The 23,315-nt window shown below is 68.0% G+C and carries 18 protein-coding genes; 5 read left to right on the top strand and 13 right to left on the bottom strand.

The window, feature by feature from the left end:
* Positions 1–4 precede the first annotated feature (4 nt).
* The 12 genes from ACN265_RS09370 to ACN265_RS09315 all read right to left on the bottom strand — a co-directional run bounded on the left by ACN265_RS09370 (position 5) and on the right by ACN265_RS09315 (position 14,478).
* Positions 5–1,549, bottom strand: coding sequence for a hypothetical protein (locus ACN265_RS09370; protein ID WP_421406836.1), 1,545 nt, complete (start codon positions 1,547–1,549; stop codon positions 5–7).
* Positions 1,530–4,844, bottom strand: a complete 3,315-nt coding sequence (locus ACN265_RS09365) for a DEAD/DEAH box helicase (protein WP_421406834.1) — start codon at positions 4,842–4,844, stop codon at positions 1,530–1,532. The genes ACN265_RS09370 and ACN265_RS09365 overlap by 20 nt, the downstream gene beginning before the upstream one ends.
* Positions 4,826–6,214, bottom strand: coding sequence for a protein kinase domain-containing protein (locus tag ACN265_RS09360; protein WP_421406832.1), 1,389 nt, complete (start codon positions 6,212–6,214; stop codon positions 4,826–4,828). The genes ACN265_RS09365 and ACN265_RS09360 overlap by 19 nt, the downstream gene beginning before the upstream one ends.
* Entirely contained in the window at positions 6,214–6,819 is a 606-nt protein-coding gene (locus ACN265_RS09355; protein WP_421406830.1) for a vWA domain-containing protein, read from the bottom strand. The genes ACN265_RS09360 and ACN265_RS09355 overlap by 1 nt, the downstream gene beginning before the upstream one ends.
* A 216-nt stretch (positions 6,820–7,035) precedes the next feature.
* Positions 7,036–7,317: a hypothetical protein gene (locus tag ACN265_RS09350; protein ID WP_421406828.1), complete on the bottom strand. Its 282-nt coding sequence runs from the start codon at positions 7,315–7,317 to the stop codon at positions 7,036–7,038.
* Positions 7,314–7,646, bottom strand: coding sequence for a hypothetical protein (locus tag ACN265_RS09345; protein ID WP_421406826.1), 333 nt, complete (start codon positions 7,644–7,646; stop codon positions 7,314–7,316). The genes ACN265_RS09350 and ACN265_RS09345 overlap by 4 nt, the downstream gene beginning before the upstream one ends.
* 3 nt (positions 7,647–7,649) lie before the next feature.
* Positions 7,650–8,789: a hypothetical protein gene (locus ACN265_RS09340; protein ID WP_421406824.1), complete on the bottom strand. Its 1,140-nt coding sequence runs from the start codon at positions 8,787–8,789 to the stop codon at positions 7,650–7,652.
* 76 nt (positions 8,790–8,865) lie between these two features.
* On the bottom strand, positions 8,866–10,044 hold the full coding sequence (locus tag ACN265_RS09335) for a tyrosine-type recombinase/integrase (protein WP_421406822.1): 1,179 nt from the start codon (positions 10,042–10,044) through the stop codon (positions 8,866–8,868).
* 576 nt (positions 10,045–10,620) lie between these two features.
* Positions 10,621–11,868, bottom strand: coding sequence for a hypothetical protein (locus ACN265_RS09330; RefSeq protein ID WP_421406820.1), 1,248 nt, complete (start codon positions 11,866–11,868; stop codon positions 10,621–10,623).
* Positions 11,865–12,977 carry an aminotransferase class V-fold PLP-dependent enzyme gene (locus tag ACN265_RS09325; protein ID WP_421406818.1) on the bottom strand — a complete coding sequence of 371 codons (1,113 nt, stop codon included), beginning with the start codon at positions 12,975–12,977 and terminating at the stop codon, positions 11,865–11,867. The genes ACN265_RS09330 and ACN265_RS09325 overlap by 4 nt, the downstream gene beginning before the upstream one ends.
* Positions 12,978–13,015: 38 nt before the next feature.
* Positions 13,016–13,738, bottom strand: a complete 723-nt coding sequence (locus ACN265_RS09320) for a tryptophan 2,3-dioxygenase family protein (RefSeq protein ID WP_421406816.1) — start codon at positions 13,736–13,738, stop codon at positions 13,016–13,018.
* 65 nt (positions 13,739–13,803) lie between these two features.
* On the bottom strand, positions 13,804–14,478 hold the full coding sequence (locus ACN265_RS09315; protein WP_421406814.1) for a hypothetical protein: 675 nt from the start codon (positions 14,476–14,478) through the stop codon (positions 13,804–13,806).
* A 1,085-nt stretch (positions 14,479–15,563) separates the two neighbouring features.
* Between ACN265_RS09315 and ACN265_RS09310 the strand changes: the two genes are divergently transcribed.
* From ACN265_RS09310 to ACN265_RS09300, 3 genes are all read left to right on the top strand, one after another.
* Entirely contained in the window at positions 15,564–16,217 is a 654-nt protein-coding gene (locus tag ACN265_RS09310) for a hypothetical protein (protein WP_421406812.1), read from the top strand.
* Positions 16,218–16,349: 132 nt separating this feature from the next.
* The gene (locus tag ACN265_RS09305; RefSeq protein ID WP_421406810.1) at positions 16,350–16,757 is read left to right on the top strand and encodes a hypothetical protein; all 408 of its coding nucleotides are present in this window, start codon (positions 16,350–16,352) and stop codon (positions 16,755–16,757) included.
* On the top strand, positions 16,754–18,268 hold the full coding sequence (locus ACN265_RS09300) for a hypothetical protein (RefSeq protein ID WP_421406808.1): 1,515 nt from the start codon (positions 16,754–16,756) through the stop codon (positions 18,266–18,268). The genes ACN265_RS09305 and ACN265_RS09300 overlap by 4 nt, the downstream gene beginning before the upstream one ends.
* A 68-nt stretch (positions 18,269–18,336) precedes the next feature.
* Here the strand turns inward: ACN265_RS09300 and ACN265_RS09295 are convergent, their stop codons facing one another.
* The gene (locus tag ACN265_RS09295) at positions 18,337–19,167 is read right to left on the bottom strand and encodes an SAM-dependent methyltransferase (RefSeq protein ID WP_421406806.1); all 831 of its coding nucleotides are present in this window, start codon (positions 19,165–19,167) and stop codon (positions 18,337–18,339) included.
* Positions 19,168–19,787: 620 nt separating this feature from the next.
* Between ACN265_RS09295 and ACN265_RS09290 the strand changes: the two genes are divergently transcribed.
* Together ACN265_RS09290 and ACN265_RS09285 are read left to right on the top strand one after the other, a co-directional pair.
* A complete protein-coding gene (locus ACN265_RS09290) occupies positions 19,788–20,189 on the top strand; it encodes a hypothetical protein (protein ID WP_421406804.1) in 402 nt (133 codons plus the stop codon).
* On the top strand, positions 20,186–23,257 hold the full coding sequence (locus tag ACN265_RS09285) for a M48 family metalloprotease (protein ID WP_421406803.1): 3,072 nt from the start codon (positions 20,186–20,188) through the stop codon (positions 23,255–23,257). The genes ACN265_RS09290 and ACN265_RS09285 overlap by 4 nt, the downstream gene beginning before the upstream one ends.
* Positions 23,258–23,315: the final 58 nt, after the last annotated feature.

The following is a 23,315-nucleotide window of genomic DNA, read 5'->3' as shown; positions in this document are numbered from 1 at the left end:
TTGCCTACCCATTGGTGGAGCGGTCCCTTTCGCTAGGCGTCTGGAGATCGGGCAACGGCACGCCGATGTAGGCCGCCGCGGTGTCTTGCGCGAGCCGCCAGGCGGTCTCGCCGTAGTCGAGGTTCAATGGCACTGCGGCGGCGTGCGCACCGCCCGTGTTCCGGTCCCTCGATACATTCGTGAGGTCGCTGAGCAGCGTCGGCCAGGCCGCGGCCACCTGACGGAACGGATGGTCGGGCGTGCCGTTGGCGGCGCTGACGAGTGAGGCGGCCAGCAGCACGGGGGTCGTCGTCCGGTCCGGCTGTCGGATTCCCCGCCGCAGCTTCTCGGCCTCCACCACGCCAAGCCGCGCGTGTTCGCCGAATGACATCCCGAGCTGCTGGCAGTATGTGCCGAGCTGGCGGGCCAGTGGATCCCGCAGCTGTTCGACGACCCGCGGCGGTGGCCGATGCCGAGCCACGAGGTCACGTAGCACGAGCTCGTGCAACCGCCAAGAGTACCGCGCTACGTCGCCCACCTCGGGGCTGCCGTCGCCGCGCCGACGGGCCCGGTCGATCTCTCGCTCGAGCAGCGTGAGCAGTTCAAACACGGCATCGTGGTCGCGTACCCGGGCGGTGAACCGGTGCTCGAGCGTCTCGGCGATACTGCGCCGTAGCTTGACCTCGATGAGGTCGGACTCGGCCAGGAGGCCCTCCGTCCGGCGGCCAATGAACTGTTGGATGTGATCGCGCAGCCGGGCCGATCGCTGGATTTGGGTCGCCACCAGCCGCCGAAGGTAAGGGCTGGCGTGGCCGCCGAACGGGCTCATCGCGTCCCACGTGACCGTGGTTTCGCCACCCTCGTCGCGCGTCCGGGCGAGCAGTGGCAGTGGGATCCACACCGGCTGCCCATCGGTCATCACCGACACGCGCGAAACTACCCGCTCGGGCGGGCCAGCCTGCCACCGCCGCGTCCGTCCGCTGCCCTGCCGTTTGGCGGTTTCGCCGCGGGAAACGGCTTCCACGACCTGCTCGTGAGCCGGCGGCTCGGTACTATTCCAGCCGCCGGGATAAACAGCGAACGCGTGCACCCGCAGCGGCGCACCCGTGGTGCGCAGCTGCAGCGTCGCCCCCGTCCGACTCTGCCAGTCGCATTGGCAGTGACTCGGTTCCACGGTCGAGGCCGGCCAGAGCGTACCGGTTGTCACGTCCTGGTAGACGTAGGTCGTGATGGCCCTCGTGGGGTCAGGGAATCCGCCCTGCAGGACGTGGCGGCCGTTAGTCGTGATAACGCCATACTGGTCGAGGTACTTCAGCGCGCGCAGGTCGGAGCGGACCAACTCGACGAGGTCGTCCTGGAGTCCAAGGAGCCGGCCGATATCGGCCGCCTCACGCAGGCCGGCGCGGGCCAGGCCTAGCACCGCTGTCTGAAACACGTTGAGCCGGTCCTCGTGCACCAGCGGCGACACGACGCGGTACCGCAGCGCCGGCCAGAGCAGCCACCGCCGCCGGCCCCGGAACTCGGCGAACTCGGGCCGGACGACCGGGCACTCAGGTCCGAATCCCGGCACCGTGCACCCCCTCGCAGAACTCGCGAAACGCGACAATACCCTCGGCGACGGAACGGCCCGGCCGGCCTGGCAACTCCGGCGTGGCCACCCGGTCGGCCATGGCAACGTCTCCGACGGCTATAAGCAACCGGCGTTGGCGGCTCATCGCCACGCACATGCGGCTGTCGCTGAGCAGGTGCCCGTACCTCTGCACGGCCTCGGCCGGACCGCCCACGTGCCGCGGGGCCTCACTGCTGCGAGTCACCGACAGCAGCACGACGTCGAACTCCATGCCCTGAAAAGCGTCCACGGTGCCTACCCGCAGTCTCGGCCGCGGGCGCTCCTCGTCCGTGAACTGCATCGCCGGCACGGGCATTAACGTGCCGTCATCGTCGACGACGGCCAGGCCGGCCTGCTGCAACTCAACCTCCAGCAGCTCTTGCTGGGCCTTATAGAACGTGATTACACCGAACGACAGTCGCCGCTCCCGGTCCAGCTCGGACAGCTCGGACAGCTCCCGGACAAGTCGACGTGCCTCGGCGGGCCGTGTCCAGCTCGTCCCGGACCGCTTCTCGTCTCCGTCACGTCGCGGCACGTCGATCCAGGCCGCCACCTTGCCGGCGTAAGTCGACAGCTCGTGGGTCAGCCGCACTGTCGACGGGTCGGGCTTGATCACTTCGGGCCCGCCGTAGAAGACCTCGCTCACGAACCTGCCGAGCGCGGGATGCATGCGGAACTGCGTGTCCAGAACGATCGTTCGCGCTGCGGGCTTCTCGTTGGCGAACAGGTCAAACCAGCGCTCGAACAGGCTTTGCGACAGCTCCGAGCCGTCGAGCGAACGGTTGCGCCGCAGCTCCCGCTCTACCTTCTGTTCCAAGACGTGCGGCAGCTGCTTATGGTCGCCGACGAGGACGATTCGCCGGCGGGCGAACGCCATCGGGATCATCAGGTCGAGCGGGTTCGCCCGCGCCGCCTCGTCAACGACGACGGTATCGAACATGGGCAGGGGCGCGTCGAGCAACCGCGACATCTCCTCCGAGTTCGACTGCTGGACGGTCGAGGCGAGCACAGCGTTATACCGAGCCAGCGTCGACTCCACGAGGGCCAAGTCTTCCCGCAGGTCGTCGCGGTAGCCCAGCAGGACTTCGTCGGCGCTATCGGCAGTCTCGGCGGCCTCCTCCGCCACCGCGTCCGCGACGAGGTGCAGCAGCGCCTCCACTTCGGGATCGTGCATCGGCGCGTGGAGCAAGGCGGTGTCGGCAGCGAGCCGACCGAGCAGCTCGACGCGTAGCGCGGCGAGGTCGGCCAGCAGTCCGTCACCGCTGTCGCCGACCTCTGCAGCGGCCTCCAGCAACTGCCGGGCCGGCTTGTCGAGCAGCCGGTCCAGCTCGCGCAACGCGCGGACGGCGCGCTGCGGACCATCGTCGGCGAACGCCTCCGCAGTGACGCGCAGCGACCGCGCCTCCCGCGCCAGCCGTTCCCGCTCGTCGCTCGCCAGCGTTACGGCGACCCGGTCGACCACGGCCCGGTCGGCCAGCAGGTGGTCGACCTCGTCCCGCAGCATCCCGGGCAATCGGGTACCCGCCAGCTCCTTGACGGTGCCGAGGAGCGCGATCAGGTCTGGACCGCTCATCGGGTGTCGCTCATAGGCCGACGCGAGCTCCCGCAGCTTTCGCGCAGCGTCGTGGCGGGCGGACGCAGGCCGGTGCTCCTGCAAGTACCGCTCGACCGTCGCGACCACGCCGTCGCGCCATTCGCGTGAGCTCTCCCAGTCGCGGCCCGGCCGCGCCCCGACCCGGGTCGGTGGCAGGCCGTGCCGGCGCGCCTTGCGGGCGACGTTGTCGACCGCGTCGTGCTGCACGCTGGAAAGCAGGATCCGCTGCATCGACACTGTGCGCTCGCCCAGCTCGTCCAGGCAACGCAGCAGGTCCGCGATGAAGCGGGTCTTGCCGGTGCCCGGCGGTCCTTGCACGAGCAAGACATCCGGGGTTCGCAGCGCCATGCGCAGCGCAGCCCGCTGGACGTCGGTGGGCGCCGGGCCGTCAGAGCTATTGATAGCCTTGGCGATGGCCCTCTCGTGGGCCCTCTCAGCGCGCGGATGCGCTCCCGGCCGCGGCACCCCCTCGATAAGCAGCCGCAGCCCGGGCATCTCAGCCTGGTCAGTCTCAATTCGTTCACGGGCCAGGTCTCGGCGGCGCAGGCGGACCCGATCCCCGGAGAGCGACCGGAACAAGTGGCCGGTCGGCGGAGGCGCGTCGTCTCCGTCAACAGCGAGGTCGACGGTCCAATTGCTCCTGACCACGTACCGCACCTCGCCATGCACGCCGGCACCCGGCCGGCCGCGCCCGCCGTGCAGCTCGGGCGGGAGATTGACGGACGCCTCTAGCTGCAGCACTCCGCTGAACGACGCCGCCGTCCGGAGGAAGGCTGCAGCGCGGTCGTCCGGCTGCAGCTCGAAGCGCCAGAGCCCATCCGCAGTGACCTGACACGACCGGTACCGGCCAGAACCCATACGCCGGGCTTCGTCGGCCAGGGACTCGCGCTCGATCTCGTTATACGCCTGCCAAAGGTCGAGGTATGTCCGCCCGTCCGAGGTGAGCCCCTGCAACGCGGCCCGGATCACCTCACTGGCGGTGGCTTCGTCGCCCCGGTCGACGAACCGCAGGTCGATTGGGCTAAGCCGGAACCAGCGAGCGTACTGCCGAGAGGACGCGTCGGTGAGACGCACGAGGCGTAGGGCGTCGTCGGTGAGGGCAATGTCGGCAACCCATCGACGACCATGCAGGGTGAGGGCGCGGACGCCGGACCCCAACTCGCCGCTAGCGCCTCCGCTATGGACGAACCGCTCCGCGTTCTGGCTCGGCAGCACCGGAAGCGCGAACTCCTCGCACAGCCAGTCCCGGATCGGGTCGAAACCCGTCACCGCCCGCTGAGTGGCGATCCGCACTTGCTCCGCGACGCCGTCATCGATGCCGACGGTCATACTCGCTCCGATATCCGCAGTGGCGAATGCATGGCACTGCAAGCCGATCTGCTGCGCGGTGACGTCAACGACCCACGACACGACCGTTCGCCCAGCTGCGGTGAGCCAGTCCACCGTTTCCTGGTCCGTGACCGAAAGTCGGATCGGCTGGCCGCCGCCGACTGCGGGTGCCACCTCGAACTCCGCGCGGCCGGTCCGATGACGGAGCACGACCTCCCGGTTCTTGGTGTATTTGTCGGCGAGCTTAGTTAGCCACCGCGGGACTGATGTGGCCGGGCCGGTGGGAAGCGACACGATGCGAATCTCGCCCGGCGTCAACTGCTCAGCAAACACGTGACCTCCGCCAACTGCGGCACCAGCATCCGGTGCGGTCGACTGTCGTCGCCGAAATGCCACGTCCAGGCCGCGGACAGCGGCTCGTCGGCTCGGCCGCCTGGCAACAGAGCCCGGCCCAGACCGCCCTTCGGCGGCACCCGGCGGATCACACCAGTGCCCCGGTTCCGCACGACCAGGGCATCCCCACCGTCCCAGCCAACCTCAGCAACCACCCTTAAAGGATTCTCGGCCCCGCGATACACGGTTCGGGCGGTAACGAGCAGCGGCCGGTCCGCCTGGACAAATAAGGTCAGGCTCTTATCCTCCAGCGTCAGCGGACGCCGGTCACCGAGCCACGGGAACTGCTCTCGTAGCAGCACCGGGACGACCGCCGGGCGGACGGTGCCGCACCACGGGCACCGGTCCTTCGCGACGATGTAGCTGTGTGGGCAGTTCGAACACTGCACACACCGGTCGGCCGCGCCGTCGAGGGCGGCGGCCCACTCGCCCGCGCCCGGCCGGGCGCGGGGGTCGTGCATTCCCTCTTCGAAGGTCCGCCGGAACAGGGCCATCAACTGCCGGGTCAGGACCCGCTCGGCCGGGTAGCCGTACGGGGTCCGGTTCCGGTCGTCTGTGCTGTGCTCGATCCAAGGCAGAAGGCCGCGCTGGGCGTCATCTTCCAGTTCAGCCGGTCCCTGGTCGACATAATCCCCGAGAAGCGGGTGATTCGTAGTGAGGGTCTCGTAAGCTAGGACCGCGAACGAGTAAACGTCGCTAAATACAGTGTTGCCGGATGTGTTCCGCAGTACCTCCGGTGCCACGTAGTAGGCCGTGATGAGGCGGTATGGACCGGGAGCGCTCTCCGTCTGAAGGTTGTCCGCATCAACGAGCCATACCTCATCGTGCTCCGGCTGGGCGGAAACGAGCACATTGCCGGGCGAGACGTCGCCGTAGACAATGCCCCGATCGTGCAGCGTTCCGAGAATCGCGGCACACCGGGCGAGCAGCCGCAGCCGACGGCGCAGCCCGCCACCCTGCGCGTACCAGCCCGCAACATCGTCGCTTGTAGGCCCGCAGACCGCGCTGAACGCGACCATGTCCTGCAGAAGCTCCATCACGTAACCGACGTGGGGCGCGGCCAGTGGCTCCAGCGGGCGGCAGATCGGAACACCGTGAAGCGGTAGCCAGCGCAGCCGGCCCAGGCGGTCCTCCAGGCGCATCGCCGAGCCGCCGGTGCAGATCTTCACCGCCAGGCCGCCGTGGTGGGTGCGGAACACCACGCCCTCGCCGCCTTGGCCGAGCGGTGGATCGAGAACCAATTCCAGGTGTCGACCGCTACGCGCGGTCCGCACGCTCGATGGCCAGTCTTCCGCTGGCTGACCGACCATTAGTCGAACTCCTCCAGCCGCACCGCCTGTTGACCCGTGCGCTCGTGCAGAGTGGTCGTGACGGTAGCCGTCACCCACCGAAACAGCCCGCTGATGTCGTGAATCTGGTCGGTCCGTAGGACGTCCACGCCGGGCATGCTGAACGTGCTCAATACCTCGTCAGCTTCGGCCGTCCGGTCGGTGCCGATACCGACGGCCACCCGTAGCGCGCGGCTCCCCCAGCGCGAGGACAACAGGTCATCCAACGGCGCTTCCCAGTCGTCGGTCGGCATGCCATCTGAGACCAGCACGAGGGCCGGCGGGAACGCCCGTTCCGGCACCGCCTCGGCGTCATCGAGCAACTCGCGGACCCTGGTGAAGGCGCTGCCCATTGGCGTGCGGCCGCGAGGAGTCAGATCGACCCACACAGCTCGCGACGCGCGAACCATCGCTTGGTGCAGCATGGCCTCATCGCCGCCGAAGGCGACCACCGCCACGTGGATCTCACCCCGGACTGAATCCTCTGCGCCGAATGCGTTGAACATCGCCGCGATGCTCCGGTTGAGCTGGATAATCTTGTCGCCCTCCATGCTGCCGCTGATGTCCGCCAACACGATCACCGGCATGGGCCGGGGTGCCCTCCGAGACCGGGACGCCAAGGTATCCGGCCGGACGATTGCGGGTTCCGCCACTAGGTTCTCTCCTCCGAGACTCGTCGAAAGGCACTCTGCGCGTCGACGGACCCCGCGACGGCGCAAAGCCGCACAGAATTTCAGCCAGACACTCTGGATGTCAAGGGCCCGAGGGCTAGTTCTGTGTTCTGCAACTACCGTTGCAGCGATTCACACCGACCTCCGTACGGCTGCGACACCGCAAGCCATCAAGAAGGCGGCTGCCATCAATCCGATACGGAACCAGGGCACGTGTCGGGTCGGCCGTACGCCGATCGAGACCGCCAACCCAAGCTGTCCCAGCAGCACAAGGCAGATGACGACGCTGAGCGCCCGGTACATGTTGCCGAAGTCGGACCAGAACACCCAGGTGCCGTAGACGGCGGGGACCGTCATCAGCAGGCTCAGACTGATGAGCGGGACGGCCAGCTTCCATCGTGTGCCCGCGTTCACCGCCACTCCTCCCTGCCATCGTTCGTGCTGCCGTCGCAGGGATCGACGTCGGCGGTCAACGCAGGGCCCGAGTCGCGGAGACGTTGCGCTTGCCGCTGCCACTCGGCCCGCTCATCAGCGCTCATGGCATCGCGCTCGGCCAGCGAAGCGGTGAAAGCATCCTCCAAGGCCCGGCCATGCCATGAGACCCCGAGAGCCGTGCGCAGGTCCGCCTCACCGCGGAGGACGGTGCCGGCCAGGGAGCCCAGGGGGTCGTCGTTGCCGCGGCTCCTGGCGACCGTCGTGAGGACTGCCCGGGCCAGGGCCTGGCGGTGGACTTCGTCGGTCATGGCCTATCCCTGCTGTCCGGGGTGATGGTAGGGCTTCAGGTCGGGGAGGGCGGCGACGGCGGCTCCCGCCTGAATCATGCCAATCGTGCCGGCGATGCCCTTGAAGGTGGCCTCGGCGTTGCCGTAGAAGGTGGAGATCTCGTCGTAGAGGTCGTACGCCTGCCAGGCGTAGTAGGCGGCCACTCCGTAGCCGATGACCGGTCCCACCCCGGTTTCGATCGTCGCGGTGCCCACGGCGGAGGCTAGGTTGATGACGATCAGGACATCGATCAGTTTGGCGATCAACCCGCTGACCACGTCGAAGAGCTGCTTGGCCGCCTCGGCGGCCTTGGTGTAGAGCTCGGCGTACTGGTCACAGATCGGCTGCAGGGCCATGGCTGCAGTGCCGAGCTTGAGTTGGAACTCCTGCTCGGCCTCGGCGGCGTTGCCGCGCCATACCTCCGGCACGTCCCCTGCGGCCGCGACCAGGTTCCGGCCCACGTCGAACAGCGCGTCACCGATGATCCGCCACGCCGCAGCGCAGTGGACGTAGGCATCCCAGTCACCGCTGAGCTGCTTGCTCCAGTCCTCGAACGGGTCGTACCCGAACAGCCACACGCTCACCTGACGCAACCAGGCGGCGGGACTGATCAGATCCGCAAGCGGGTTGATCTTCCACATCTCCACCGCAGTCGCGTAGTTGGGCGACACCAGCTTGTTGGTCGGCTCCGCCACGTCGGCGAAGGCAGACCGCGGCACGGTAGGCCAGAGGTCAGGACGACCGGTGCTGAGGGTCGACCACATCGCAGCCGGGTCCTTCGCACCCGGGTAGGTCCGGTCGAGCCGACCTGCCGATTCCGCATCCGCGCTGGTGTAGGCACGCTGAGCCAGGTTGACCTGGGTAGCGGCACCCTGGGCGACTGCCTGCAACCGGTGCAGACCCTGCGTCATCCGGTCGTAGACCAGCTTGTGCGGGCTAGCGAAGATGACCAGCAGACCTTCCTCACCAAAGCTGAGGTCGCAGTGCCGCTCGACGTAGCCGAGGATGTCAGCAACATCGCCTGACGCCCGGTGCAGCACATTGCACAGCCCGTTCAAACCGACCGGGTCTGCGGAGAGGCCGCTCATGTTCCCCCGATGAACGCTCGGCTCTTTCGCGAACACGCACCGTACTGGATCGTGATCAGATGCGTCAATGGCCCCTTGGCCTGCGGTAACCTCCTTGGCTCGATGCGCCCGATCAGAGGTTCGATTCCTCGACCGGGTAGCTCGCCGAGCCGGGCCCGGGACGCCCTCGGCGGGCATCATCGAGACGGTCTCCGGCGGCCTCCGAATTGTCGAAAGACAGCCACGGCGGGGTAGCAGTGGTTGCTGAGACCGTCAACAGCGGGTGCTGCTCACCGGTCAACATCGACAGCGCCCGGGCGACCTCGTAGACGTCTGCTCGCACGTAGGTGCTCGTCGTACCCGCATCGGCTCTGCCGTTGTGGCCTGCATATGCGCGCGCTACTGCGTATCCGAAGTTGCGCTCTACCCAGGTCAGGGTCGTGTGGCGTAACCAATGCGTGCTGATCTGCTGAGTCTCCACCCAGGACAGGTGCCGTCCGAGGCGCTGCCACAGATGGTCGTAGCGGCGGTTGGTGATAGGCCTGCCCGTGCGGTATCTGAGTAGCCTGGGGTTCGGTTCAACATCTGGTCGGTCCTCGACATGCTGAGCGAGATGGTGAGTCAGCGTCGGAGAGATGGGCTGCCACCGCACCTCTCCCTTCTCGCGTAGTTGGATCATGAACTGCTCTGTATCAAGGTCTGCTCGACGCAGTGCGAGGCCGCCGCCACGCCTGCAAGCGGTCTCGATGTGCAGCCGAAGCAGGAGAGTGTCCAACTCGGGGTCGTTTCCCGTGCAGGCTGCGGCCTCGTTGATCGAGGCAAGCTGGCTCTCCGACAGGGCACGACGCGTGCTGGATAGTCGTCGTGGCTTCGGCACCCGCTTGGCCGGATTGCCGCTCTCAGCGATGATGCCGTCGGCCACCGCATGGTGGTAGAGGCACCTCAGCGAAGAGATCAGGTGTTCAGCGGCCGTCCGCCCACCACGCGAGTTCCTCCGCACCACCCGCTGTTCCTTCATCCGCTCGGCGAGCTGCCTGATGTCGAGTGGGCTTATTTCGTCCAGCCGCCTACCACCCCAGACATCTTGTACCCGCCTCCAGTAGGTGCCGTAGACGCGGCGGGTACCCGCCGACACAGCTTCCGGGACCCGACAGATGTACTCGTCGAAGGTAGGCATCCCTTTGATCTCGCTTTTCGCCGTGACCAGCTGCTCGGGGGTCACCCCTAACCGAGCGAGGAGGATGCGCGCCGCCTGAATATCTTCACCCTCGGTCCCCCGCCAGCCCATCTCACCCGCCAGGTCGTTGCTCATCGGCATGCCGGGTAACTATCGCCTCCAGCACCTCCATCGTGATCACCAGCAGTGAATCGCGGTCGGGGTACGCCAAGACGAGAACGCGGTCGCCAGGGGCCAACCAACAGCGTCGCCGTATCGGGACCGGCAGCAGCAGGTGGCCTTGGCGTGTGAGCCTCCGCTGCCCACCGCGCTGCCTCTCCACCACAACCACCCCGTTCCGATACTCGAGGGTCAAGGCGTCACCCGCCGTCCAACCGAGCGCTCGCAGAGGCGCCCGGTCGGCCAGGCGGCCATTGACGTCCAGCGGTGTGATAGCGCCGATCGCCATCTCCGACTGCAGCTTCTGCCCGAACTGCGGCAGCGGCAATCCGTGCCTCGAAACCCTCCGGCCACAGCTACATCGATCCGCCACAGGAGGGCCCTCCTCCCCTCCCCGAAATTCCACGCCCCCACCCCCATTCATTGCCGAATCTCTGGCCCGGAGTTCACCGGTCTCGGCTTCTCACACCAGATTGCATCGTCGATCCGTCGAGTTGCCTGCCCGTCTGGACTCGGTGTGCCGTTCGAGGCGGTCCTCGCCGCTTCTCGACGTCAGTCAGCCACTAACATCCCCTTCGCAAGAGGGCGTCCGCCTGCCTCGAAGACGGGTTGAACACGGGTCCGCGCGAGATAGGGAGTCCCTTCGGTGTACCCGGTACCAGCTTTCCCGCTGCCCAGCATTCGTACGGCGAGTCGGTAGTGGGTGTGCCGCCACTGGTGCAACGCGCCGGCGAACTCCTTCATCGCGATCGTCAGTGCCGACGTGCCGGCGGTGCGGCTGCAGTTTCGTGCGGCGGCCAGTGCGTCGTCGAGGCTGGGTTGACCGTCGATGATGCGGTCACGTACCTCGGGTACGGACAGGTACGCGGATGAGTCGAGCCGATCGACACTCGGCCTACGGCACAGGGCCTCCACGAGTTTGTAGTTGCGTGACTGGATCGCGCTGGCCCCTTCGGTGTAGGGACGAAACCGTTGGAATGCCTCGGGCTGCAACGTAGCCATCAGCGACCACAGCGGAGCGCTCTCGCGCAGCAGCGTCGCCGCTGCGGACAACCGAGCTGCCGCCTGTTGTGGGAGGACAGCGTCCACGGCCGCGATGATGGAGCGTAGGTCCACCGCCAGCAGGGCGAAGGTCGCTTCGAAGGTCTGCAGGATGCGGATGAACATCCACTCGTCGTGGACGGTCCAGACCGGCAGCATGCTAAGGGTGAGTACGAGTTGCTCCTCGGTCGTCAGATCGCGGGCGACGGCGACCAGTACCTGCCGGGCAACCTCTTGATGGTCGCCGTGGGGCATTTCCTTGATGAGTCTCAGCCGGTGCAGCGCCGGCTGGGCAGCGCGGAGGGCATGGCGGATCCGTTTGGCCACGCGTCGGGGCTCTGGACGCAGCTGCGGCAGGGGCGCGGTCGTGCCGTCAAGGGCACGCAACTCGAAGCGGATGATGTCGGTCAGCAGCTGGACGTGGAGTCGGTCGCGGCGGGCCAGGAGCCTGGCGGCTGACGCCGGATAGCCGTCGATGTGGGCGAGTGGCAGCAGGTTCAAGCCCAGGTAGGTGCGGTAGTCGTACCGGCCCTCGACCTTATCGAGGGCATTGGTCAGGAAGGCGGCAAGAGGACTGTTCCGGACGTCTCGCACTCCCGGCAGGCGATCCCGCGCCGTGGCGACCAGCCCGGTCCACTGGTCAGGAACCATGTGCTTTCCGTGGTGCTGGTAGGCATCGACGACGGCAGCGTAGGGAAACTGCGCTGCGGTGGGCCGGCGTTGGAGCAGCCACTGTTGCAGGAGTTCAGGACTGGTCATCGCGATCCCCCGGCATGTGCTCGGGGAGTGGAGCGGGCCCGGTACTTCCTGATCGCTTCGCAGAGCGCGTTGATGTCGTCGACGGTCGAGTAGGCGTGCACGGCGACGCGGACGACGTCGCCGCGTGGGGCCACGATGATGCCCCGGTGTCCGAGCCAGGCCGCCAGGTCCTCGGCGCGCGGCTCCATCAGGGCCAGGTGCGCGCCGCGCTCGTCGGGTTCGGCGTGCACCCGGGCGGTCTCCCCCATCTGCTCGAAACAATCGGTCGCGTGGTCGAGTAGCCGCTGGGTGTGTTGGCGTACCTCGTTGAGGTCGAGGACTGCGATCAGAGACATTCCGGCGACGGCGGCGTAGGCCGCAGCAACGGCGGGGGTGCCGGTCCCCATCCAACTTGCGCGCTGCGGAGGCTCCGGGTCGAGGGTGTGTGGGTGTGTGCGGTCGAGCCTGCCGGCGAGGCTGGGTCCGGGGTGGGGGTGGCGTTCGTAGAGGAACGCCATGCCGGGTAACCCCAGCAGGTACTTTCCGGTGCCGCTGACGAGGTAGTCGCAGCCCATGGCGTCGACGTTGACGGGCAGCACTCCGGCGGCCTGGTAGGCGTCGACGAAGACTGTCGCGCCGGCGGCATGCGCGGCCTCGGCTATCCGGGTGACGTCCAGGCGGATCGCGTCGCGGTAGGTCACGGCGGGCACCGATACCAGTGCGGTCCGGGAGGTGATCCCCCGCAGGTAGTCAGCGGTGGTGACCTGTCCCGTGTCCGTGCCGCACCAGCGGACCCGGGCGCCGCCCTGTTGCCCCCCGAGCCAGGCGTGAGCGACACCGGGAAACTCGGCAGTGCTGCTCAGCAGGGTCCGTTTCCATCGCCAGCGTCGGCCGGCGATGGCCTGGTGCGCCGCGGTGCGTGCGTTCGGTACGACGGTGATCTGGTCGACGTCGGCGCCGATCAGATCGGCGAAGAGTCGTCGTGCCTGCAGCACCTTTTCCTCGCAGGCGGCCCAGAATCCCGGTCGGGCAAGGTCGTCAAGCATGGCCGCCAGGGCGTGGTCCATGTCGAGGCTGCGTGGGCTGATGCTGCAGGCGGCCAAGTGAATGGTGTGCGCCAGTTCGGGCATCCGACTCCGGAGCCCGGTCGGTCGAGTCATCGTGGCGGTCATGGGTTGGTCCGGCGGGTGGCGCGGCCCCGCGTGCTGGTCTCGGTGAGCGCTGTTCGCGCCTCCCACAGGGTGGGAAACCGGCGGTGTGAGATCAGTTTGGCGAGGCTGTCGACGGGGGTGTTGCGGGTACCGAGGACGCCGTGGCCGATGAGTCGGGTGGCGATGCTGTAGTGCTCGGTCCGCCACAGCGCGATCTGCTCGTCCAGCCCGACCAAAGCTTCGGCGAGTCGATGGAGTGGGTTCGCCGGCGGCCCCTGATACACGGACAGGGCGGTGGTGTCCAGCGATGCCAGGAGGCGGCTGAAGGCGATGTCGAGTTCGGTGGTCGCCGTACGCAGGTCCTGCCAGCCGGGTGATTCGAAGCCGGACCCGTTGCCCAGTACGGTGCGGATGAGCGCGAACTGTCCGGGGTGTAGTTGGCGCAGAATGCGTAGCTGCTCGGTGATCAGGTGCAGGCTCAGTGTTGCTCGCTGCAGTAGCAGCTCGGCCGCGCTGGGCTGGTCGGTGGTGATGTGGTCCCGTGCTCGTGCCAGGTGGACGCGGGCCAGTTTGAGCCATAGCTCGCTGCTCTGGTGGACGATCTGAAACACGAGTTCGTCGGGGTGGACCCACTGGTCTGGGGTGCGTTGCAGGGCGAGAAGTTCGTCGGTGCGCAGATAGCGGGCGTAGTCGGTGGCCCCGGTGCCGGGCAGTACGGCAGGAAGCATGTTGGTGGACACGATCGGGCTCCCGTTGTGGTGATCGACGCGGGTTGGTGGGGTGACTCCCGTGGACGACACGCTGGTCAGGCGCGTAGGCCGCGCATGGCCGAAGCGGCGATACCAGCTAGGCGCGACGGCAGATCGGTTGGCAGCGTGGTGCCGAGGCGCAGCGGGCTGGCGGTGACCGTGAGGTAGAGGTTGGCGTCGTAGGCCACGACGCTCGTGCCGACCTGCTCGTCGACGTAGCTGTAGGCGCCCGAGCCGAGTTCGGCGATCTCGGTGATGGGTCCGAGCTTCCGCTGGACCCGGCGCAGCCCTTCGTACATCGTGCGCCCCGAGTCGGGTTCGCCGATGTCGGCCTGTACCAACAGAATCGCACCGTTGGGCAGGTCACCGACGGTGATGGTGCACTGCAGGTGGAGGCTGTCGGCGGAGCGCCGCTTTTCGTCCTCCTGCAGACCCGCAGGGCCGAACGTCTCCGCAGCAGGGCGGAGGTCCAGCGTTCCGCACAGCTTGTCGGCCTTCAGGTAGGTGGCTGCGGGTGTCGGGGGTGGGGTGCTGATCGGGGTTGCTGTCGAGCTACCCGGCGACTCAGCAACGGTGTCCGGGCCGTCTGCGGGGTGGGAGCAGCCTGCCGCGAACGTCAGGGCAGCGCACGTGGCTGCCGTGGCCAGGGCCCTCAGGTACCGATGTCTCGTCGGCCGCGCACCGGCCGCAGTCCGGTGGTACTGATACAACAGGTTGCCCAGCTTACGCATCACGTGAGAACCAATCTGGGAAGCAGAAGGCGATATCGAGGTAAGTGGCTTCGGCGAGTCGCGAGTGCCGATGCTTCCCTTTTCCGGCCCGCGATCGGCTTGATTGATTAAGCATCAGAAGAGGTGTGTCGTCTACGTGTACAACCACACCTGGCCGCATCTTCCGACTTCCCCTGAAGGCCTCAGATGGCCTTCGAGCTGCTCAGATGCGGCCATCTGGCGTAGCAGTTGTGATCGACCCTGTAGCGCAGGATCGGGAGGGCGGATAGCGTCGCCGCGAATCAGCACGGCAGAAGTGGAACCACTTCACGGCGCCGGATTCCCATCATCGCGGGAGGATTACTCGTGCACCGCTATTCCACACGTACATTGCGCATACTGGCGCTGTCGGCATCCAGCGTGACTGCGGCCGTTGTCGTCGGAGTGCCCTCGGCAGGGGCGGACCCCACCCCGGTAGCGGACCCGGGAAGGACATTCACGGCTGTGCCGCACCGACCCACGGTCGAAACCGATCCGCCCGAGCCGGAACCCACAGCGACGTCGCAGCCCGAGCCGACCGACCCGCCTCCTGAGCCAGAGCCGACGACGGGCCCACCCGAGCCGGAACCCACCACCGCACCGCCGCCTCCTGCCCCGGTAACGCCGTCGACAAGGCCCCCGTCCAGCCGGCCGACACCGTCGCCCAGGCCATCGTCGTCAGCAGCCGGAAGCAGCACCGACTCCGCGACCGGCGGCAGCGACTCCGGTCATTCGGCTCTGGGGCTGCCGGTGACCGGTGAGACAGCCCCCAGGTCGCTGCTGGTCGCGGGCTCTGCGGCATTGCTCATCGGCGTCGTCATGGTGCGCATCGCACGGCGGCGCGACAGCTGACCCGAGGAGGGACCGGGACTGAAGGGCCAGAGGAGTTGCCAGTGACCACGCAGCGCCCCAACCAGGCGATATGGCCGATCACGAGCGGCGACGTTCCGGCTGTGCCACCTGGCGGGGTACCCGCCGTTGCACCCGCGCCTCCGATGTCGTCGGCTCCTGCTGGGCTCTCATCCGGTGCGGGGCGAGTTGCGGGGAGGTTGGGGCTACGGCCTCGCTTGGCCTACCTCGGCGTTGCGCTGGCGGCGATTGTCGCGCTCGCAGCTGGTGCTGCGATCGTCAGAGCCTCGTGGCCGGGCGATTCAGCGTCCCGTCGGACGGAACCCGCTCCGATCTCTTCGAATACACAGCACATCGCCAAGGCCGGCGGGGCGTTCGGGCAGCGCCAGGCTGCCGCCAACCGGTCCCGGTTCCGGGATCAGGCGGCCAGCGAGTTCGCCGGGCCCTGGTTAAGCCGCGTCGGCGACTGCACCGCCGACACCGGTGTCGGCGGGCCGCGACCCGGGGCGGGCGAGGCGAGCCGCACCCGCTGCTCAGCCGGCATCATCACCACCTACTGGATCTCGTACCGCAGCATCGCCGATCGCGAGCACGCGTTGGCTCGCTACCGGCAGCAGTCTGCCGCGGCATGGCGATTGACGCCCGGAGCCGGCTCATCCCCCGACGGGGAAGCCTCGGGTGCCTCCGCTGGTAGGCACTATGTGGAGTACGCCTACGTGGTTCCGAGTGGTCAGCGGGCCGGTCAGGTCGTCGCTGCCATCTGGTATAGCGATCCCGTCCAGCCTGTCGCCGGGGTATTCCTGGCCTACTGGTCCGACGGTCTGGGCTCCTCGTGGGAGCCGCTGCGCGACTTCTGGAGGCAGCGAGATTGAGGCGACCCAGCGCGTCAACCGCTGCCCTACTGAGCGCACCAGCCTGACAGCCGCCTGTGGATAGCGGTTCGACGTCCACAGCCGCTGCCCGTTGACCGATCCGCCCGCTGAAGACGAGGCAGGGTAACCGCCATGATCGACGACATTCTTCGTGCCGCTCATCGGGTCATCTCGCTGGAGTCGGATCCGGACGGCGTCGAGGCCCGTACGGCTCTGCGTCTCGCCTGTCGTACGGCGGATGCCGCCGCCGATGACGCGACGGCTGATCAGGACCGATGGACCTTCGCCAGCGTGAGCATCGCCGAGGGCATCGACCGCCTCACCGAGGGCCTTCCGGACGAACCGTTACCCGACACCGACCCACCGGATCTGGCGGAGGTCACCGAAGCTACCGTCCGCGAACCGCTCCGGGCGCTTCTCACGAGCCTTTCCGCCCTCTATGCCACCGCCGCCGATCGTCCCGGGGGGCCGCCGTGGCGGCAACTGGCTTGGGCTGCCGTCACACAGCATCTGGACCGTGCCCTGCGGGAGCTGCCGTGACCTATGGTCGCCACCTCACCCGGGCGGCTACCGCGCTCGCCGCCGCGCACCTCGCGCTCCGCCAGCCCGAGGCGGGCAGGATCACCGACCATGCTGCAGCGGCAGTGGCGCGCACGCATCTCTACCGGGCACTTCAGCGGCAGGTGGCGCGGCTCGGCGGTGGAAGCGATCAGGAGTGGGATCGGCTGCTCGGACGCGCCACTGAGAAGACCACGTCTGATCTTCCGCTGCCGCCACCGTCCCACCACACCGTCGCCGTGGCGTTACGACGGGCCGCCGATGCGCTCCGCGCTGCCGGTGAGATCGTGGACAGCCAGTTCGACCCGTCAAGCGGACGTCCCCGGTCGTCGCAGGGTTACGCGATCCTCGCCGGAGTCGACCGGTCCCAGAACCTCATGCAACTCGCCCGGCTCGCCCGCGCGGCTGGCGAGGTTGATCGTCCGCTCGCCCGGTGGCTGGCAGTCGGATATAGCGAAGGCAGCCAGCAGTCCGTCGTCCGTACGACGATCGAGGACGCGCGCACCGCTCGCGCCGTTCTCTATCCCGCCGTGCGTGCTGTCAGTGCCGGGCCGCTTGCGCAGAACCCCCTGCATGATCTTGAGCCGCCGCCGCTCACTGACCGTGCCGGTCGCTGGACCACCATCAGTTCACCCATCGACTGCGTCATCGCCCTGGACGTCACGCGCACCTGGCTCGTGCAACACCCAGGCGACCTCACCGCCACAGATCTCAAGATGCTCACCCGCACCAGCCTGGCGCTGACCTATGAGACCGGATACCTGCTCACCCAGACAGCCGGCCGGAATGTGCCAGCCGGCGCGATCGATTCCCTCGCCGCAGGGTGGCGGATCGCCTCGCGAGCAGCAACCCACCTGCAGAGCCTCACCACGTCCGCACCGGGGGTGGGCCCGGCTGTGCTCGCTGCGGCCGAAGTCTGGCTCCGCGACCAACTCCGGCCCGACGGCGGCTGGCGTGATCCCCATCAACTCCGTATCAGCGCCGATGCCGACCGCTGGCGGGGCATCGGTGCCGAACTTGCCGGACGGTTGCCGGATCTCGTCACTCTGGTGCATCGTGCCGCGAGGACCGCCCTGCACCGCGGTGATCTCCTTGAGCCCACGTCCCACCGACTCGCCGATGCCAGCGCGGCCGTCGGGCGGTCACGATGGATCAGGGCCACCACCGGCAGCCCCCGAGGCGTTCAGCTTCTCAGTGCCACCAGCCAGCTACGTCGCAGTGCAGGCAGGATCGCCCGTGAGGCCGGCATCAGGGTCCTGCCAGGCATCCATGAGTACGACCCGCAGAACACGACGAACCGCGCACGCCGTCAACCCTCGGCCGCCTCGGTGGCCTCCGCTGCGCCTCAGCAGGATCTACCAGAACCGTCGTACCGCAACCCTCTGCAGACCTGGCAGCCAGGGAATCACCAGCAGGCCGGCGGTAGGCGCCAGCCAGACGAAGCGCAGGATGCTGCTGCTCCGCTCCGGGATCGGGAGGTCCTCAGCCCATAGGGACGCGCGGTGTAGCTGGTCGCCGGCACGAACCACCGGAGGCAGGGTGCGCGGGGCTGCGGCCGTCGTCAACGGGTGGCCACGCCGCCGAGCATCGGGGAGCTGGTCCCGGCGATGGCGTAAGGGTCGGGTTCGCTGAGTTCCGCGCGCCAGTGGGTGAGCGGCACGAGGCCCGGTGGCAGCAGTGTGAGGTCACCGAACAGGGCGGTGAGCTGGTCGCTGGTGCGAGGGATGATCTCGGTGGCGGCCTGGGTGCGGTAGACGTTCTTGGCCTTCGCAACACCGGTCGCGCCGTAGGCCTCGGTGACCGTCGTGCTCAGGTGCGAGATGACCATCGCGCTACCGGGGGCGAGTCGGTCGCGGATGGGGGCGATGACGGCGTCGATCTGCTCGTCGGGGACCTGTTGCAGGACGGAGCAGTACAGCAGGGCGGTGGGCTGGTCGAGATCGATCACCGTGGCGAGGTCGCTGTCATCGAGCGCGCTGAGGATCTGCGTGGGACGGGTGAAGTCCCCCTCGATGGCCCGGCACCCCGGGCTGCCCATGAGAATCTCGTTGGAGGCGACGACCGCCACGGGGTCGATGTCGACGTAGAGCACCCTGGTGGCGGGATTGATGGCCTGCGCGATCTCGTGGACGTTGCCCTGGGTGGGGATGCCGGAGCCGAGGTCGAGGAACTGCGTGATGCCCGCTTCGGCGAGCACTCGGACCACCCGACGCAGGAACAGGCGGTTTGACAAGGCCACGTTGGCGGCGTCCGGCACGACCTGGAGGAGCTGCCGGGCGGCCTCGCGGTCGGCGGGGAAGTTCTGCTTGCCGCCGAGGAGGTAGTCATAGATCCGGGCGACGGTAGCGCGCCCTCCACCTGCGCCGTCCCGATCGTGCTTCTGGTCAACCATTGCTCCCCCGTCCCGGTGGATGCACTGCCAGCGATTGAAGAGAAGCAGCTTAATCGATCAGGCATTTCGACGGTGCCCTCAAGAGGACGCCTGATTCACATATCTTGTGCATCTTGTGGTTTTAGGTTTTCTCGCCGGGTTGGGGTGGTTTCGATGGTGAGGCGTTCGGTGAGGTTGTCGATCATGGCGAGGGTGGTCATGCAGGCGGAGTTGTCGGGGCGGGTTTCGTAGTCGCGGACGAGTCGGCAGTGGTGCACGAGCCTCGGCCGTCCTGCGGGACCACAGTGGTCAGGTATTCATCGAGTTCGATTAAGTCTTTCCGAAGCCGCGAGCGGTCGGTCACCTGCTCGACGCCACGGTTCACCTGACAACCTCGCGCGCGACCTAGGCATCATCGACGTGGTGCCCGAGATCGACGTCTGAGAAGTATGTGACACAAAGGGCTGTCCATCAACGCAGCTACGTAGGGTTGCCGTACCTGTGGCGAGCCGTGTTGATGGGGGGACTCGATGGTACGAGGTGGACCGGCGGGACCGCCAGTCGACGAGTCGTTGGTCAGCGACGTCGCGAGAGTCTTGGTGGCCAGTGTCGCTCCTGCGGAGCTGCCGACCTTCCGAGTGGTGAGCGCCGCCTGCCTCGCCGATCCGAACCGGGCACGCCGCCAGCGCGCCGATGGCGAGCCCTTGGGGCTCGGCGGTACGGAAACCGCAGTCCTCCTGCTCACTCCGATCGCGATCAGCGTGGCCAAGGAACTGGTGCAGTACGTGATGGGCGACGTCATCGGTCGAGGTCTGGCACGTGGCGGGGCGGCGGCCGCCCGTGCCGTCCGGCGCTTGTTCGGTATCGAGGAACGGTCAGGCCCGGATGCTGAACCGGCGCTGACGCTCAGCGCGGCACAATGGAACCACATCAGTGAACTCGTCGCCGGCGTCGTCCTCCGTGCCGGCTACACCGAGGACGTGGCGCAGCTGCTCGCAGACGCCGTGGTCGGCACCGGCCGCCGAGAGCAGGACGAGGGGTGAGGGTCCCTGCGTCGGCGCTTGAGCGGGGGTCGTGCGAGCCGCCGGCCCGTTACCCGCCCGCTCCCGCGAGAGCCGGTCCGGCTGCGCTGTTCGCGCTCCTTCTGATCACCGTGCTCGCGATGGGGATGGCGGTGTTCGGCAACATCTGGACAGCGGTGATCGCCGGCGACCGGATCGCCGTCGCCGGGCAGGCGTGTGACGCCGCCGAGGGGTTACCCGCCGACGACGTCACCTCCGTGACCCAGCCGCAGGTCGTCAAGGCGGCACACGAGCGTGCCATCGCCTGCGCGAGCAGGTTGCTCATCCAGCAGGCCTCGGTCGCGCTCGTCACCGGCTTCGGGGCGCTACTGGGGCTCACGCTGGCCCTGTACTGGCTGTACCCGACGTGGACGATTCGCCGACACCGGCTCGAGCCCTTGTCACCGCAGGACGATCCGGCGCTGTGGACGTATCTGAACGAGATGTGCACCACGGCTAGGCTGCGCTCCCCTCCAGGGTTTCTCCTCGATCCGTTTGCCGACACAACCACGGGTCGCGCCTTCGGGCACCTCGGTCAGCGCTGGGTGTGCCTCGATGCCGGCCTGGTCACCTGGTTCACCACTGATCGGCGCCGGTTCCGTGCGGTGGTGCTGCACGAGCTGGCCCATCTGCACAACCGTGATGTTGATCCCACGTACCTGACGATCGCGTTGTGGAAAGCGTTCGGCGTGCTCGTGGTCACGCCGGCTGCTGTGGTGCTCGCCGTTCCGACGCTGTTCAGCTTCTACGTGCCACCGCGGTCGGTCCAGCTTTCCGACATCGTCACGGTGAACCCGGGCGAACGTGCCCGGACCGCTGCTGGCCTGCTCGTACTTACCGCCCTGATGTACCTCGTCCGCGCCGCGGTCCTGCGGAGCAGGGAGCTGAACGCCGATGCGCGCGCAGCCGCGTGGGACGGGCCGGACGGGGCGTTGGGCAGTATCGTCGAGAAGCTCTCGGTGCACCGGCCTGCCGGCTGGCGTTCCTGGCTCTCCAGTCACCCCACACCACGGCAGCGGCGCGATGCGATCCGGGCGCCCGAAGCGGGATTCCCGATTCGGGTCTGGCATCTGCTCGTCGCGGGAATCGCTGCGGCGATGACCTCGGTGACCGTGCTGCACGTCATTCCGTTGCAGAGTATCGGCGGCACTGCCCTGGTGAGCACCATGGCGGGCCTCATCGGCGCGGTCTGGCTCGGTGGCGCGCTGACGGTCGGGGTCTGGCAGGCGGTTGCTGCGGCGGCCGAACCGGGCTGCCGAACCGGCACTCTTCGGGTGTGGCTCGCCGTAAGCCGTGTCCCGGCGCTGTTGACGGTCGGGTTCCTGATCGGTGACCTAGCATCGTTCGTCGCCAGCGTCTCCGGGCACGCGCCGTTGCTGCTCGCGGTGCTGACCGGGGACCGGATGGCCCTGCTCGCAGTGGGGCTGCTCGCCGTCGGCGGGCTACTCGTCGCGGCGTGGTCCGCGAGCACGGCCCGCACCCGGCTGGCGCAGGAGGCCGAGGACGGCCCGCAGGCCCGCCCACGGAACGCCGGGGCACCGGCCACGGCGATCGTGGTCGGCATCCTGGTGGTCGCTCCGTGGCTCGCGGCCTGGATCGGCGCCGCCTACGCCATTCCCCCGGCGTTGGCTAAACTGTGGTTCCTCGACGAGCGCTACTCTGGCCCTGGCCCCTACCTGCACGCTCCGCTGGGTTGGTACACGACGGTGGCGCACTGGACCCAAATCGAATACGCGCCGCTGGCCGTCCTGGTCGACAAGAACCCGCTGGTCATGATTGGCGTGGTACTGCCGTGGCTCGGTCCACTCCTCATCACGCGAAGACCACGCCGACCGAGCAGACCGGTCGACCGGCAGGGGCCGCCATTGACGGGGTCCGAGGCACCGAGCGGCGGGTCAAATGCGTCCGTCGCGGCGCACAGGTACCCGCTGAAGGTCGCGCTGCTCGCCGCCGTCGCTGGCGGCGTGTTCTCCGTGGTACTCGTGCTGGTGGCCATGGCCGTGGCCCGGGCCACGGTGCCCCCGACCATCCGGGCTGGGCATCCGTTCCTGATGGCGATCGGTGCAGGTATCAAGCCCGCCACGGTCCTGGTCGGTGGGGTCCTGGCTGCTGTGGTGGTGGCGGTTCTCGCACCCCGTCACCGACCCGTCCTCGTGCCGCTCACCGTGTTCGCGGCGGTGCTGCTCGCCGAACTGGCGGCGGATCTCCTGGCCGTCCCGTTCGCCATCCTGGTCAATCTGTTCGTCGCCGCGCCGCGCCCCGCGCCGACCCCGACGCTCCCGTCCCTGACCGGCCTGGTGGCACCGTTAACTGCCGGCACCGTACTGGCCGTGCCCACGGCGCTGGTCGCTGCGGCGATGCGGGCCGCCCTGCCGCATCGGTACCGCCTACCCCGGTTCTCGGCATCGCCCGAACCGGTGCGGACACCATGGTCGCTCCGGCTCGTGCTCGGCGGGTTGGTCGCCGTGGCCTGCGCGGTGACGATCGCGCAGGCCGCCACGGTACTACAAGGTTGGGCGGACCCGGTCGCGTCCGAGCGCCCTGACGCCGATGCTCCACCGACTTGGGCGGCAACGGACGGCGCGGCCCTCGACCCCTGCGTCACCGGGGTCTGGCACGAGACCTCCCGACGCAGCTGGCTCACACTGGTGAACGTAGGCATGCTGGAGGTCGACAGCAGCCAAACTCTGCACACCTTCTCCGCCGAGGGGAGGGTGACCACCGCCTTCGTCGGGACCGAAGGCATCGGAGTGCACGCGTCAGGGCGGGGCCTCGTCACATCAGCGGACGATCAGGCGGTCGTTGACTTCGGGCACCGGATCGAGCTCACCACGTCCGGTTCTGTCTGGCGTACATATCGCACCGCCAGCGGGTACCTGCTCTACGCGGAACCGAGAGCGAGCGCTACGACGACTGTCGCCGTCGACGGTAGACCCATGACCGATCCGGCACTCCCGATACTGAGCAGCGTCGAAAGATACACATGCATCGACAACACGATGGTGCTCTCGAGTAGCTGGTACGTAGCCCAACTGGAGCGGATCAGCTGAGCCTCGGTCGCCACGAGGTTGTCGGCGACGACGGGAACGTCTGGCGGCGCAACTGTTC

The organism is Micromonospora sp. WMMD730 (assembly GCF_049178955.1).
GTDB lineage: Bacteria > Actinomycetota > Actinomycetes > Mycobacteriales > Micromonosporaceae > Micromonospora > Micromonospora wenchangensis.
Note: the sequence above shows the minus strand (reverse complement) of the source record. Positions and strands in the feature narration are given on the sequence as shown.

What these genes read in the sequence shown, in the direction of transcription:
- ACN265_RS09335 (WP_421406822.1), bottom strand. Translation starts at nt 10,044, where the DNA reads ATGAGCAACGACCTGGCGGGTGAGATGGGCTGGCGGGGGACCGAGGGT.
- ACN265_RS09325 (WP_421406818.1), bottom strand. Translation starts at nt 12,977, where the DNA reads ATGCCCGAACTGGCGCACACCATTCACTTGGCCGCCTGCAGCATCAGC.
- ACN265_RS09330 (WP_421406820.1), bottom strand. Translation starts at nt 11,868, where the DNA reads ATGACCAGTCCTGAACTCCTGCAACAGTGGCTGCTCCAACGCCGGCCC.
- ACN265_RS09315 (WP_421406814.1), bottom strand. Translation starts at nt 14,478, where the DNA reads ATGCGTAAGCTGGGCAACCTGTTGTATCAGTACCACCGGACTGCGGCC.
- ACN265_RS09360 (WP_421406832.1), bottom strand. Translation starts at nt 6,214, where the DNA reads ATGGTCGGTCAGCCAGCGGAAGACTGGCCATCGAGCGTGCGGACCGCG.
- ACN265_RS09305 (WP_421406810.1), top strand. Translation starts at nt 16,350, where the DNA reads ATGATCGACGACATTCTTCGTGCCGCTCATCGGGTCATCTCGCTGGAG.
- ACN265_RS09345 (WP_421406826.1), bottom strand. Translation starts at nt 7,646, where the DNA reads ATGACCGACGAAGTCCACCGCCAGGCCCTGGCCCGGGCAGTCCTCACG.
- ACN265_RS09355 (WP_421406830.1), bottom strand. Translation starts at nt 6,819, where the DNA reads ATGCCGGTGATCGTGTTGGCGGACATCAGCGGCAGCATGGAGGGCGAC.
- ACN265_RS09295 (WP_421406806.1), bottom strand. Translation starts at nt 19,167, where the DNA reads ATGGTTGACCAGAAGCACGATCGGGACGGCGCAGGTGGAGGGCGCGCT.